Origin of the sequence: Algihabitans sp., assembly GCF_965226985.1 — a bacterium.
Classification (GTDB): Bacteria; Pseudomonadota; Alphaproteobacteria; order Kiloniellales; family DSM-21159; genus Algihabitans.
In genome coordinates this window covers 1,869,234-1,881,635 of sequence record NZ_OZ245712.1, presented here as the reverse complement: position 1 = coordinate 1,881,635, position 12,402 = coordinate 1,869,234, and the positions used below count along the sequence as shown (strand labels likewise).

At 64.1% G+C, this 12,402-nt stretch carries 14 protein-coding genes; 8 read left to right on the top strand and 6 right to left on the bottom strand.

What is annotated here, in order from left to right; all coding sequences use genetic code 11:
• Positions 1–140 precede the first annotated feature (140 nt).
• Positions 141–713 carry a hypothetical protein gene (locus tag ACO054_RS08680; RefSeq protein ID WP_421710039.1) on the top strand — a complete coding sequence of 191 codons (573 nt, stop codon included), beginning with the start codon at positions 141–143 and terminating at the stop codon, positions 711–713.
• A gap of 371 nt (positions 714–1,084) precedes the next feature.
• Entirely contained in the window at positions 1,085–2,113 is a 1,029-nt protein-coding gene (locus ACO054_RS08675; protein ID WP_421710038.1) for an agmatine deiminase family protein, read from the top strand.
• Between the two features lie 85 nt (positions 2,114–2,198).
• On the opposite strand, the gene ACO054_RS08670 is transcribed toward ACO054_RS08675, so the two are convergent.
• Positions 2,199–2,696 (bottom strand): DUF6505 family protein, encoded by a 498-nt coding sequence (locus ACO054_RS08670; RefSeq protein ID WP_421710037.1) that lies wholly within the window; start codon positions 2,694–2,696, stop codon positions 2,199–2,201.
• An 80-nt stretch (positions 2,697–2,776) separates the two neighbouring features.
• On the bottom strand, positions 2,777–3,508 hold the full coding sequence (locus tag ACO054_RS08665) for a GGDEF domain-containing protein (protein WP_421710036.1): 732 nt from the start codon (positions 3,506–3,508) through the stop codon (positions 2,777–2,779).
• A gap of 299 nt (positions 3,509–3,807) precedes the next feature.
• On the opposite strand from ACO054_RS08665, the gene ACO054_RS08660 reads away from it, so the two are divergent.
• The 3 genes from ACO054_RS08660 (at position 3,808) to ACO054_RS08650 (ending at position 7,007) form a co-directional block, all read left to right on the top strand.
• On the top strand, positions 3,808–4,713 hold the full coding sequence (locus tag ACO054_RS08660; RefSeq protein ID WP_421710035.1) for a nitrilase-related carbon-nitrogen hydrolase: 906 nt from the start codon (positions 3,808–3,810) through the stop codon (positions 4,711–4,713).
• A 106-nt stretch (positions 4,714–4,819) separates the two neighbouring features.
• The gene (locus ACO054_RS08655; protein ID WP_421710034.1) at positions 4,820–5,137 is read left to right on the top strand and encodes a hypothetical protein; all 318 of its coding nucleotides are present in this window, start codon (positions 4,820–4,822) and stop codon (positions 5,135–5,137) included.
• Positions 5,138–5,333: 196 nt separating this feature from the next.
• On the top strand, positions 5,334–7,007 hold the full coding sequence (locus ACO054_RS08650) for a formate--tetrahydrofolate ligase (protein WP_421710033.1): 1,674 nt from the start codon (positions 5,334–5,336) through the stop codon (positions 7,005–7,007).
• A gap of 73 nt (positions 7,008–7,080) precedes the next feature.
• Here the strand turns inward: ACO054_RS08650 and ACO054_RS08645 are convergent, their stop codons facing one another.
• Complete coding sequence (locus ACO054_RS08645; protein ID WP_421710032.1) at positions 7,081–8,016, bottom strand: acyl-CoA desaturase; 936 nt, start codon at positions 8,014–8,016, stop codon at positions 7,081–7,083.
• Between the two features lie 69 nt (positions 8,017–8,085).
• Here ACO054_RS08645 and ACO054_RS08640 point away from each other — a divergent pair, with 69 nt between their 5' ends.
• Positions 8,086–8,406: a metalloregulator ArsR/SmtB family transcription factor gene (locus ACO054_RS08640; RefSeq protein ID WP_421710031.1), complete on the top strand. Its 321-nt coding sequence runs from the start codon at positions 8,086–8,088 to the stop codon at positions 8,404–8,406.
• Between the two features lie 264 nt (positions 8,407–8,670).
• Entirely contained in the window at positions 8,671–8,784 is a 114-nt protein-coding gene (locus ACO054_RS08635; RefSeq protein ID WP_421710030.1) for a formate--tetrahydrofolate ligase, read from the top strand.
• A 19-nt stretch (positions 8,785–8,803) separates the two neighbouring features.
• On the opposite strand, the gene ACO054_RS08630 is transcribed toward ACO054_RS08635, so the two are convergent.
• The gene (locus ACO054_RS08630; RefSeq protein WP_421710029.1) at positions 8,804–9,157 is read right to left on the bottom strand and encodes a hypothetical protein; all 354 of its coding nucleotides are present in this window, start codon (positions 9,155–9,157) and stop codon (positions 8,804–8,806) included.
• 128 nt (positions 9,158–9,285) lie between these two features.
• Between ACO054_RS08630 and ACO054_RS08625 the strand changes: the two genes are divergently transcribed.
• Positions 9,286–9,861: a hypothetical protein gene (locus ACO054_RS08625; RefSeq protein ID WP_421710028.1), complete on the top strand. Its 576-nt coding sequence runs from the start codon at positions 9,286–9,288 to the stop codon at positions 9,859–9,861.
• Between the two features lie 117 nt (positions 9,862–9,978).
• Here the strand turns inward: ACO054_RS08625 and ACO054_RS08620 are convergent, their stop codons facing one another.
• Complete coding sequence (locus tag ACO054_RS08620; protein WP_421710027.1) at positions 9,979–11,313, bottom strand: NAD(P)/FAD-dependent oxidoreductase; 1,335 nt, start codon at positions 11,311–11,313, stop codon at positions 9,979–9,981.
• Between the two features lie 48 nt (positions 11,314–11,361).
• A complete protein-coding gene (locus ACO054_RS08615; protein WP_421710026.1) occupies positions 11,362–12,327 on the bottom strand; it encodes a fatty acid desaturase in 966 nt (321 codons plus the stop codon).
• Between the last annotated feature and the right edge of the window lie 75 nt (positions 12,328–12,402).

The window sequence follows — 12,402 nt, the reverse complement described above, 5'->3', positions numbered from 1 at the left end:
CTGGAATAAAGGGAATATTAATCCCTTGACTCCATAGATTTATCGGATCTTGACCGACCCGACTCCGGCGTGATCTCTTGCCGGCGGCTGGTGATGGTTAACAGCGTTGTTGTCGAGAGTTGCTTTTCCTGGGGGCGAAGATGTTACGGCTGTTTCTGGCGCTCGGCGTCGTGATTCCTTTGGCGGCCTGCGGAACGCCGACGCCGCTTTCGATCGCCTCCCTGGTGCTCGACGTCGGCAGCTACGCGGTGACGGGCAAGACGACAACCGACCATGCCTTCTCCGCCGTCGCCGGGCAGGACTGCGCCGTCATTCGGATGCTGGAGGGCGATCCCTGCAGTTCTTACGACGATTATGAACTGGCGCTCGCGGTGCTTGAGCCGCTTCCCGAAGAGGGCGATGGTGTCGTGAGTATCGCTAGTACCCTTGATCTTCGGCAGAACCAAGTTGCCGCCTTCGCGGTCGAGGACGTGGTATCTCTCGGTCCCTTCGCTCATGCCATCTTTCTCAGTGACGACGCTGCGCCGGGTTTGCAAGCCGCTGGGCTGAAAGTCGGGGACTCGGAGGCTGCTGGCTCGCAGGTCCGCCTCTTTGAGCCGACAGGGATCGCGCAGCTTGCGGACGCGGGTTTCCTGAGTGACGATCACCGGCCGGATCGGGGGCTTCCGGTCGCGCAGCGCGCCGACGAGGTGCTGTCTTCGGTCGAGGGTTAGAAACGGCGGCTTCAAAGACTGCCTGGCGGCTGCAGGCCGTGACCCTGCCGGCTTAACTGGCTGAATTATATACATAAACCCCTCCTTCCGCTAAATCCGCTGAACCACCAGGCATGGACAGACTGTCTTGTCCGGCCTAGAGCAGGATCGTCTCAGGTGGAAGCGCTCCGGCGATCCCACCTGAGACGATCCTGCTCTCATCATAAGGTTTAGAGGGCGATTCACGTCTCAGGTGGAAGCTAAACGCTTCCACCTGAGACGATCGCGCTCTAGAGTCCGCGCTGGTCGGCCAACCTTATTAAGCAAGCAAAAGACGTCGCGGAGCCGGGACGGCCGGGCCTTTGTTGAAAACTGCGGGATAGCGGACCTCCATGCCCACGCCGGCCGAAGACGGCTTTTTCATGCCCGCGGAATGGCACCCTCACAGTCGCTGTTGGATGGCTTGGCCCGTCCGCGAGGCGGTCTGGGGCGAAGGGTTCGACGACGCGCGGGACGCCTACGTCGAAGTCGCGAAGGCGATTGCCCGTTTCGAACAGGTGACGATGATCACGCCCTCGGAGCAGCTTGCCGAGGTCTCCGTCGAACTAGGCGCCGGCATCGGTTGTTTGCCGCTCGCGATCAGCGACTCCTGGACGCGGGATACCGCGCCGACATTCCTTGTCAACGATCGAGGCGCGGTCGCCGGCATCGACTGGACGTTCAATGCCTGGGGCGGGCTCTATCCCGACCATCAGGACGATGCGGCGTTGGCGGAGAATCTGCTGACCTACCTCAAATTGCCGCGCTACCAGGCGCCACTGGTGACGGAGGGCGGGGCGCTTCACAGCGACGGCGCGGGTACGCTGCTGGCTGTGGAGGCGACCCTGGTGAACGACAACCGAAATCCAGGGCGCAGCCGCGACGAAATCGAGACGCTGCTGAAGGCCTATACCGGGGCTCGGACCGTCATCTGGTTGCCCGAGGGCCTGGTCGGCGACGAAACCGATGGCCACGTCGACAACATTGCCTGTTTCGCCGCGCCTGGCCGGGTGGTGGCTTTGGCCCCCGGTGACGAAGGCGACGAGAACCATGCGCGGCTGAGCCGCAATCTCGAAATCCTGCGCGCTGCGACGGATGCCGAGGGCCGCCGGCTGGAGGTTGCCGAACTGCCCTTGCCGAAACCGCGCCGAAAGGCCGACGGTTCGCCGCTGACTCTCAGTTACGTGAACTTCTACCTGCCGAATGGCGGCGTCGTCCTGCCGGCTTTCGACGATCCGGCCGATGACAAGGCCCTGGAGATTCTCGAGGACTGTTTTCCCGACCGGGAGCTGGTTCAGATTCCCGCCTTGCCGATCCTGCAGGGCGGCGGCGGTATCCACTGCATCACCCAGCAGCAGCCAGAAAGTACGGACGAGGCCTAGAGCGCGATCGTGTTTGACGGAAGCGACTTCGCTTCCGTCAAAAACGTGAATCGCACTCTAAACTTGTGATGAGAGCAGGATCGCCTCAGTCCTCCACGATCTCCCAGATCTTCGCATGGTCTTCGGCGCGCTCGGGACGGATCACGCGAAAGCGCTCCAGCAGCTGTCCCTTCTCGTCGAAGTCGCGCTCGACCGCGAGCAGGGTGCCGGTCTTGTGGGTGCAGAGCTCGCTCGCGTCGTCGACCTCCCGGCGGGCGACCGGCAGGGCCTCGGCCAGACCGGGTGCACCGTAGCGCTCGACGAAATGCCGGGCGAGCCGCTCGACGACCGCGAAGTAGCCGGCCTCGTCGATTTCCGCAATCTCGACCAGCGAGCTGTAGCCGAAGCTGTCGGTCCCGAGCCAGCCGTTCGCCAGAGCCAGTTTTTCCTTGGCGTCCAGATTGGCCTCCAGATCCGCCGCATCGCGGTTGGCGAAGGCGAAGGCGCCGGAGACCGCCCACTCTCCCGGTTCGGCGGCCGTGGCGAAGACATAGAGGTCGGAGCTGTCGAGCCGCAGGCTGCGCGGTAGCCGGTGCTGTGTCATGGCTGGCAGACTACGCTGCGGCGCCGGGATCGCAAAGCCGTCGAGCGCCGGCGGACGCCGGTCATGACGAACTTCACGCCTCAGGCATGGGCGAGCGCTTGGCCGATGTCGAGTTTCTTGGCGCGGTAGAGCGCACGATCGGCCGTGAAGATCAGGTGGTTCGGCTGGCTGCGCGGTCCGAAGACGTCCCAGCCGACACTGGCCGAAACAGGGATCTCCACGCGGCCATAAGGAACGCGCAGCGCGTTGATAGAGCGGTCGATCTTCGTTGCCAGCTTCTGTCCGGGCAGCGCTTTCGTTCGCGGCAGCAGCAGGGCGAACTCATCGCCGCCGAGCCGGGCGACGATGTCCGATTTGCGCAGCGTGCTGCGCAGCAGGTCGGCCGCACCCTTCAGGACCGAATCCCCGGCCAGATGTCCGTAGGTATCGTTGATCGCCTTGAAGCGGTCGAGATCGACCATGATGAGCAGGCCGGGTTCGCCGTGACGCCGGCAGGAGGCGAGCACGCGCTCGAGCGCGTCCATGAAGCCGCGCCTGTTGAACAGACCCGTCAGTTCGTCGGTGATCGAGAGATTCTCGAGGTGCCGGATCCGCTCTGCCTGCTCGGCCAGGGTCTGCTCCGCCTCGGCCGCAACTTCCAGAAGCTGGACGATCAGGGCTTGGTCGTCGACGCCAAGTTTCACGTCGCCGATCTCGGCCAAACGGCGCAGGCGATGCGCCGCCGACGAGAGGTTCGGCAGGGGCGCCGGAGACGACGGAAGGCCGAAGTCCGGATCGGACGGGCTGACATTCAGGAGTTGAGCTGGCGGCATGGGTGTCCCGCGAACATGGTTACTCTGGCAAATGCAACGGACCTTCAGAAGCAACTGCCGTGCCAGTTTCCGCTGTGCCGGAATAGCGGGGATTTTCGCTATTTACCTTAAGACGCTCGGCAGCTTCTGCCTTGCTGCCGATCCGGCGCCGGGCAAGCTTTGCCGCCGTCGCGCAGCGATGCCGGGCTCTTGTGCCCCGCACTCTTGTGCCGCGGGCGGGGCGGCGGGATAGTCTGGCAGGCTGCGAAGGATCGCCGATGGCCAAGAGCTGTGTCTGAGAATGCCCAGGGTGTCTGAGAATGCCTGAGAGTGGCAAGCTGCGGGTCGCCGTCGCGCAGATCGACTGCCGTCTGGGCGACCTGGAGGAAAACGCCGCCAGGCACCTGCGGATCATCGACTTTGCGCGGCGTGAGCGGGTCGAGGTGTTGCTGTTCCCCGAGCTGTCGCTGACCGGCTACGCCGTCGGACCGCGTACGGTCGAGATTTCCATGCGCCGCGACAGCCAGATCCTGTCGGAACTTGCGGGTGCCAGCACGGGGATGGTGACGCTGCTCGGCTTCATCGAGGAAGGCGTGGCCGCCCAGTTTCACAACTCCGCCGTGGCCCTGAAGGACGGCGAGGTCCTCTTTCTTCACCGCAAGCTCAACCTGGCCACCTACGGCAATCTCGAGGAGGGCAAGCACTTCGCCGCAGGACGCTACCTCGAAACCTTCGCGCTCGACTCGCGCTGGCGGGCCGGCGTCCTGATCTGCGCCGACAGTTGGAACCCCGCCTTGACCCATCTCGCGATGGTGCATGGCACGACCCTACTGATGGTGCCGATCGCTTCGGCCCGGGACGCGGTGGACGCGACCTTCTCCAATCCCCAGGGCTGGGACCTGTCCATGCGGTTCTACGCGATGATCTACGGTGTGCCGATCCTGATGGCCAACTACGCCACCAGCCAGCCTGCCGATACGATTGAGGACCAGCCGGCCGGTCTCGATTTTTGGGGCGGCAGCCGGATCGTCGATCCCTTCGGCCAGACGCTGGCCGAGGCCGGGGAGGGCGAGGATCTACTGGTGGCGGACCTGGACTACGAGGCGGTCAAGCGGGCGCGTTACCGCCTGCCGACCCTGCGCGACAGCAACCTGGATCTGATCCGGCGCGAACTGGATCGCCTCAGCGCTCAGGTCGGGGTTCCGCCGGAAAGCCGCCCTCTTTGAACGAATGCGCCCCGAATATGTCGAAAAATCCATGGAGTTTGGGCTTTGGCTCATGCCACTTATAGGTGAGCCAACTTCTTTTACCTTTTGCCGGGGGTGACCGCCGATGCCGCGTGAGCAACGCACGATTCTCTTCAACGAGTTCGAAGTGATCGATGCCTTGCGCAGGTTCGTGGAAGCCAGCAAGTGGGACCTCGGCGGCGTGATCGAGCGCGTTCAGGCCTTCGATGAGCAGCCCGTCCGTGCGATCGCCCACTGCGGCAGCGGCGAGGAGGCCCGGAAGGTCAACCTGACGGAGATCGACCTGGGGCGCGCCCTCCTGCTGTACTGCGTCGAGCGCAAGATTCCCGTTCCCCGGCGCGGCCAGAAGGAAGTACGGATCGCCGAAGGTACGCTGGCCCTGACGATCACGGTCAGCGGCTGACTACCGAGATCCGGGCGGGAAAAAATTCCACCACTGCGATGCCGCGATTGAGCGGGCTGCGGTCGATCCCAGACGAGTGGCGGCCTGGGAGCGATCTTAGACACGACGAGTGATCCTAAACACGACGGGCGACTTTTAACGTAACGAACTGCAGGCCTATGGCGGGCGGGTTGAACCGGGAAGAGGGGAAGACGTGATGGCCAAAAGCGATATCGAAATTGCGCGCGAAGCGACCTTGCTGCCGATCGGACAGGTCGGGGCCAAGCTCGACATACCCGCTGACAGCCTGCTGGCCTACGGCCCGCATAAGGCCAAGGTCTCGCTCGATTTCCTGAAGTCCCTGCAGGACCATCCCGACGGCAAACTGATCCTGGTCACCGCGATCAATCCGACGCCGGCGGGCGAGGGTAAGACCACCACCACCGTCGGGCTGGGCGACGGCCTGAACCGCATCGGCAAGAAGACGGCGATCTGCCTGCGCGAGCCTTCGCTGGGGCCCTGCTTCGGCATGAAGGGCGGCGCGGCCGGCGGCGGCTACGCCCAGGTCGTGCCGATGGAGGACATCAACCTTCACTTCACCGGCGACTTTCATGCCATCGGCATCGCCCACAGCCTGCTCTCGGCCCTGATCGACAACCACATCTACTGGGGCAACGCGCTGGGGATCGATCAGCGGCGGATCGCCTGGCGCCGGGTGGTCGACATGAACGACCGGTCGCTGCGTCAGATCACCTCCTCCCTCGGCGGCGTCGCCAACGGCTTCCCGCGCGAGGACGGCTTCGACATCGTCGTGGCGTCGGAGATCATGGCGATCTTCTGCCTCGCGACCGACCTGGCGGACCTGACGGAACGCCTGGGCAAGATCGTGGTCGCCTACACCCGCGACCGCAAGCCCGTGCTGGCCCGCGACCTGGAGGCGCCCGGCGCTATGGCCGTGCTGCTGCGCGACGCCCTGGCGCCGAACCTGGTGCAGACTCTGGAGAACAATCCGGCCTTCATCCACGGCGGGCCCTTCGCCAACATCGCCCACGGTTGCAATTCCGTGATCGCAACGAAGAGCGCGCTGAAGCTGGCCGACTACGTGGTGACCGAGGCCGGCTTCGGCGCCGACCTGGGGGCGGAGAAGTTCTTCGACATCAAGTGCCGCAAGGCCGGCCTCAAGCCCGAGGCGGCAGTCATCGTCGCCACCGTGCGTGCGCTCAAGTCTCACGGCGGCGTCGGCAAGGAGGCGCTGAACGAGCCGAACCCCGAGGCGGTCAAGGCCGGCGCCGTCAACCTGCAGCGCCACATCGCCAACGTGAAGAAGTTCGGCGTCCCGGTGATCGTCTCGATCAACCACTTCGTCACCGACAGCGAGGCGGAGGTCGCCGTCGTGGCCGCCGCCGCCGAGGAGATGGGTGTGGAGGCCGTACTCGCCACCCACTGGGCCAACGGCTCGGCTGGGACCGAGGAACTGGCGCATAAGGTCGTAGCGCTGGTCGAGAGCGGCGGCGCCGACTTCAAGCCGCTCTACCCCGATGAGCTGCCCCTCTGGGACAAGGTGAAGACCATCGCGACCGACCTTTACGGCGCCTCCGACCTGCAGGCCGACCAGAAGGTGCGGCGACAGTTTCAGGAGCTGCAGGACGCCGGCTACGGCCACCTGCCGGTCTGCATGGCCAAGACCCAGTACAGCTTCTCCACCGACCCGGCCCTCAAGGGCGCGCCCAGTGGCCACAGCGTCACCGTCCGCGAACTGCGCCTCTCCGCCGGCGCCGAGTTCGTCGTGGCCATCTGCGGCGACATCATGACCATGCCCGGCCTGCCCCGCCGCCCCGCCGCCGTCGACATCCACCTGGACGAGGAAGGCCGCGTGCAGGGGCTTTTCTAGAAACGCAGGTGGGCCATCCGGGAGGGAGAATGCGAACTGCTCTGTCGCTATAGCCCCACGAAGATATAGCTGCTCAATGCGCAGACCCGCTCATTTCCGCAAGTGGATCAGTTCGACGCAGTCCCTGACGCGCGGGTGCGCTTTTTGGGCCTTGGATATCACTGGCCAGACCGACGGCTTCTAGAAACTTGATGAGAAGAAAGCCCAGGTCAGATTGGCCGGCCTCAATGCCCAAGTTTGCGGAATGAGGAAACGCGTGATGGTTTCCGTGCAAGCTTTCTCCGAAGGTAATCAGGGCAAGTCGGGGCAAGTTGTATCCTTGAACGGGAAGTCCCTCTACGGACCACCCCTGATGACCTCCGTGATGCGCAACATGTCCGACAGCCCAATGCCCTATCAACGACACGGAAACCCGAAGACAAACGCCCCAAAGCAGCCAACCCCAGCCCCCAATTGCAAACAAGATCATCGCTAGAGGAAGCTGCTGCCACATCCATGTGGCCTCGAGAAATCGATAAATCCGGTCACTCTCCACATTGGGCTCAATGCGAAACGCAGGCGGATCGGTCAATTTGAAACTGCAGCACAACTGCCAGAATGCATCTTTGAAAAAGCTGGCTCCGTGACTTGGGTGGGGCGGACAGGACTGCTGATGTTGATGCCAGTCGCGTACATCGTGAGCCTGTATCATTCCGAAAGGCCCTGCCATGCCGACGAGCGTGCCCAAGTAGACCGACAAATGCTCGACCCAAATTGGAGTTTTGAATGAGCGATGGATGAGCAGCCGGTGCATGCCCACCGAGTGCCCCGCACAAATAGTAATCGCCGTCAGCACCAGAAAAACAGCCAAGGCAGACCAACTCGCGAAGAACAGGACGCCAACGAGCCCGCCGGCTGTCATGGATAAAAGCCAAAGAGTTTTGGTGGTTTCCAAAACGATTTTACCTTCGGTTGCGGAAGTTGACGCAGTCGGGAAGACTCTTTTGGTCGCAATCAGATCAGACTGCATTGTCTTGAACTCCTGGGTGCAACAGACCAATATTATAGATATTTAACCAATAAGTTAAAAGGTGAAAAATTGTCAAGCATCGAGAGAGTCTTCGAAGCGCTTGGATCTACGACGCGGCGCAAAATCCTGGCCTATCTGTCGGAGACGTCGCTCACTGCGGGTGATATTGCGAAGCGCTTCGAAATGTCCCAGCCAGCCATCTCCAAGCACCTATCCGTTCTGGAGGCAGCCGGACTTGTGTGGAAAAAGCGCGAGGGGCAGTTTGTGAAGTATGGAATGGAGCGCGACACTCTGACGGGGACGCTAGCCGGGTTTCTCCAAGAGGTGTGCCCTCCTTCCCGCAAGCTGAAGTCTGAGAGCACAACACTCAGGGACAAGGGGGACCACTAGGCGGACTAGTGATGCGGGCAGAGGTTGTCTCGAGTTCGGTCGTCTCGGCGTCAAACAAATGTCTGTCTTGTCTAGTGGGCCCAATGGGTAGACGCAGTGAGCGCCATCAGAATGCTGAAGGATATGGGATCGGATCCCGCTACAGGTCTTCGACCGAAGTCTCCCATGACGTGGCGCGGGCCCACAATACGCGGTCGAGAATACAAGCTAACACCCGACCCTGCGGGCTGTTGGGGATAGCGCTGTCGGCACGGCATAAGCTGCATGGAGAACACGTTAGACCTCGGCGACATCATGACCATGCCCGGCCTGCCCCGCCGCCCCGCCGCCGTCGACATCCACCTGGACGAGGAAGGCCGCGTGCAGGGGCTGTTTTAAACCCAGAGACTTGTGCTGATCAGCGAAGCCGGTCGATCCCGCGGTCCAGGCGGCGCAGGCGGTTCTGGCTGCGGAAGTCGTGGGGGTCGCGGCGTTGTTCCAGCCGGCGGCGCTCGTTGTTCAGCTTGCTGCGTTCGATCAGCCGTTGGCCGCTGTCGCGGGACGGGGCCACGGGAACGTTGAGGGGGCGCAGGTCGCGGGCGTCGGGCAGGCGGCGCTCGACCGGGTGGGGCGGGACCCAGCCGTCGTCGGCGCGGGCGACCAAGATGCCGCCTGTCGTTCGGCTGTCGAGCAGCGCGGCGGCGACGTAAAGGGTGGTCGCTGCTAAAATACACGTAAAAAGTGCGCGGCAGCTGGAAAGAAAAAATTTCATGGGAGTCAAGTGATCCGGCCGAATAAAAAAAACAATCGCGCTGTCTTCACGTCTTGTAAACCGACGTGTCCTAAGGGTATCACTCCAGGATACGAATCCGCAGAGAGCCAAGGGAGTAGGGTCGGGTCATGAAGCTTCCCAGCCTGGTGAAGTCGATTCTCGCAGTCTCCGCGACGATTGCCTTTTTGACGGCGCCGGCGACGGCCGACGAACTCAAGCCCGTTTATCTCGACGCCGTGATCGCCGAGGGCGCCACGCCGCTCTCCGACGTGTCCTTCACGGTCGAGCGCGCCGGCGGCGTCGTGCAGGAGTTGCGCGGCGGAGCGGCGGAGCTGGAGCTTCCCGCCGGGCGCTACACCGTGCGCGCCGCTTTCGGCCAGACCGAGGTCGAGCGCGACATCGTCGTCGATGCCACCAACACGCGTCACACGATCAACCTGAACGCCGGCGAGGTTCAGCTCAACATGATCCGCGGCATCGGTCAGGATCCGATCCGCGATCCGATCGAGTGGAACGTCATGACCTTCGGCCGCGATGCCCTGGGCAACCGCCACCTGCTGCATCAGGTCACCGCCTCGACGGCGCAGCTGACCCTGCCGGGCGGCTGGTACTACATCGAGGCCACTCACAGCGGCCGGACCGTCAAGCACACCATCGAGGTCACGCCGGGCGCCGCCTTCAAGTACTTCGTAATGAAGCAGTAGGCGCTACAGCCATACCGCCTTGAAGAAAGGGCCGTCGCGCTGCGACGGCCCTTTTGCTTTGCGCAGCTCTTCGGTCTGCGTGACGACCTTCTGTCTTCGCGGGGCGGCCGGCAGGGCCTACACCCAGGGGCAGTGGCTGTTGGAGGAGCCGAAAGTCCGCCCGCCGGCGAAGCGGGTGAAGGCGAAGGGCTCCAGCTCCGGCACGCGGTTCTCACCGGCCAGGACCTTGGCCACCAGCTTGCCGGCGCCGATCATCTTGAAGCCGTGGTTGGAGTCCGCGACCATGTAGGCGTTGTCCAGCACCCAGTCGAAGATCGGCACGTTGTCCGGCGTGAAGGCGCCGATGCCGCCGTTGCGGCGATCTTTGAACTTGCCGCGATGCCCCTTGAAGCGGGGCATCAGGTAGCCCATCGCCGAGACGAAGTAATCCGCGAACCAGGCGTCGGCCTGGTACTCGTCGTTAGCGTGGCCGTAGGGATCGAGCGTCGCGCTGTCGCCGATCTTGATCGGGATGGTACCGCCCTGCAGGCCGATGCTCTCCATCCGCTCCGCCGCGTTCTTCCAATAGACGTAGAGGTGGTCGCTCATCTCCTCGCCGGTGGTCTCGTTGATCACCGGGGTGTTCATCAGCTCCACGTGCAGTACCGGCGGGTCGCGGTCATCGGCGGTGCGGTAGGGCTGGTCGATGTACATCTCGCCCTCCAGCAGCCGCCAGTAGGTCCACATGTCCTTCGCGACGGTGCCGCCGTCGGGGTAGCGGCACTCCAACTCGTCGGGCAGGCCCAGCAGGTCCCAGTGCTTGCCCATCCAGGCTCCGACCGACAGCACCACGGCCTCGGCAGAGATGTCGCCCAGGTTGGTGTGCAGCTTGCGGATCGTGCGGCCGGCCAGGTCGTAGCCCGTGACCTCGACGCCGGCCAGGATCTCGACGCCGTGCTGGGCGCATTTCTCGGCCAGCCCGGCGACCGCCTGGCGGGTGCCGGCATAGCCCGAGGGGTGCTCGAAGTGCGCGACCTCGATCCGGTCGGTATTGAAGTCCGGCCAGATCGCCTTCAGGAAGCTCTTGGCCTCCTGCCCGACATAGAGGTCGGAGCGGTAGCCGCAGGCGTTGTGGCTCTCCACCATCGACTCGTAGTCGGCCTGCTGGTTTGCCTCGCCGGCGGAGATGTAGCCGACCTGCTGGAAGCCGAAGCGGATCGGATCGGACTGCCAGACGTCGACCGAATGGCGCAGGATCGGATGCAGCTCCTTCGTCATGTAGAGGTTGCGCACGCAGCCGCAGGCGATGCCCGTCGCACCGGCGCCCGGGCCGGTCTTGTCCAACACCACGATATCCCGGCCGCTGCCCTGGCCGCGGCGCTCCAGCTCCATGGCCAGATGCCAGGCAGTGGATAGGCCGTGGATACCGGCACCGACGATGACGAAACGCTTGCTTTCGGGGAGGACGGACATCCCAGGACTCTCGCTTCAAGGGTTGCGGAAAGGGGAAATTCTCTTGAGCTATAGCGTGGCCGGGCGCCCCCGCTCCATGCCGGCGGCGTCCCTTTCGGCCGCGAATGCGACGCGCTCTCCGGCGCGGCCGTCGCGGGCGACACCACCCAGCGGATGCAGGGCGGGCTCCTTCGGCGTGACGGCCCAGCGACGCAGAATGCCAAGGTAGCCCGGCAGGTAATAGCCGTCGTTGGCCCTCAGGATGGCGGCGCGCTCGGCCCGCCAGACCGCCGGAATGCGATACCAGGGCAGGCGCGGATGGTCGTGGTGAACGGCATGCAGATTGTTGTTGAGGAACAGCAGCGACAGCAGCGGTCCGGTCTCCACGATCGCGGTGCGGCCGGCGACATCCGGATGCGCCCGATGCTCCAGGAAGGAGCGCAGGTGCGCCAGTCCGATGCCCGGGTAGACGTAGAGTAGCAGGAACTGCCAGAGCGGCAGTCCGGCGGCCGCCGTCACCCAGCCCAGAACCAGGGCGACCGAGACGCTATGCAGGGCCCAGATCCTCAGGCGCTGCGAATCGCCCTGCAGCAGCCGCTGGACCTCGCGCCGGTAGAAGCCGGCCAGGCAAAACAGCGGGCCGAGAGTCAGACGCCCCACCAGCGTATTCCGGATCTGCAGCAGCAGGCGGTCGAGCGGGCCGAGCGCCGCCCAGCGCGCCGGGGCGATGTAGTAGCTCTCGGGGTCTTCGACCGGATCGGTCAGCCAACGGTCGCGGTGGTGGCGCAGATGGGTCGCTCGGTAGATCTCGTAGGGCAGCCAGAGCCAGAGGTTGGGCAGGATCACCAACCGGTTCAGCCAGCTCCGGTTGGTCGGATGGCCGTGCACCACCTCGTGCTGGAGGGAGGCGTGCCAGGCGATCAGGTAGCTGCCGAGGGTCAGTTCCAGCCACCAGGGCAGGGCGGCGTGAAACCAGGTGACGAAAGCGAAGCCGCCATAGATCGCGGCGGCGACGGCCAGGGTCGGCCATTCCACCTGTAGGCCGCGCCGGCGGAGAAGACCCCGCCTGGCCGCTGCACGGTCGGTTTCGGGTTCCCTCGACGCCTGAGG

What these genes read in the sequence shown, in the direction of transcription:
- ACO054_RS08655 (WP_421710034.1), top strand. Translation starts at nt 4,820, where the DNA reads ATGCCGCGTGAGCAACGCACGATTCTCTTCAACGAGTTCGAAGTGATC.
- ACO054_RS08660 (WP_421710035.1), top strand. Translation starts at nt 3,808, where the DNA reads ATGCCTGAGAGTGGCAAGCTGCGGGTCGCCGTCGCGCAGATCGACTGC.
- ACO054_RS08680 (WP_421710039.1), top strand. Translation starts at nt 141, where the DNA reads ATGTTACGGCTGTTTCTGGCGCTCGGCGTCGTGATTCCTTTGGCGGCC.
- ACO054_RS08625 (WP_421710028.1), top strand. Translation starts at nt 9,286, where the DNA reads ATGAAGCTTCCCAGCCTGGTGAAGTCGATTCTCGCAGTCTCCGCGACG.
- ACO054_RS08650 (WP_421710033.1), top strand. Translation starts at nt 5,334, where the DNA reads ATGGCCAAAAGCGATATCGAAATTGCGCGCGAAGCGACCTTGCTGCCG.
- ACO054_RS08620 (WP_421710027.1), bottom strand. Translation starts at nt 11,313, where the DNA reads ATGTCCGTCCTCCCCGAAAGCAAGCGTTTCGTCATCGTCGGTGCCGGT.
- ACO054_RS08635 (WP_421710030.1), top strand. Translation starts at nt 8,671, where the DNA reads ATGGAGAACACGTTAGACCTCGGCGACATCATGACCATGCCCGGCCTG.
- ACO054_RS08645 (WP_421710032.1), bottom strand. Translation starts at nt 8,016, where the DNA reads ATGCAGTCTGATCTGATTGCGACCAAAAGAGTCTTCCCGACTGCGTCA.
- ACO054_RS08675 (WP_421710038.1), top strand. Translation starts at nt 1,085, where the DNA reads ATGCCCACGCCGGCCGAAGACGGCTTTTTCATGCCCGCGGAATGGCAC.
- ACO054_RS08630 (WP_421710029.1), bottom strand. Translation starts at nt 9,157, where the DNA reads ATGAAATTTTTTCTTTCCAGCTGCCGCGCACTTTTTACGTGTATTTTA.
- ACO054_RS08670 (WP_421710037.1), bottom strand. Translation starts at nt 2,696, where the DNA reads ATGACACAGCACCGGCTACCGCGCAGCCTGCGGCTCGACAGCTCCGAC.
- ACO054_RS08665 (WP_421710036.1), bottom strand. Translation starts at nt 3,508, where the DNA reads ATGCCGCCAGCTCAACTCCTGAATGTCAGCCCGTCCGATCCGGACTTC.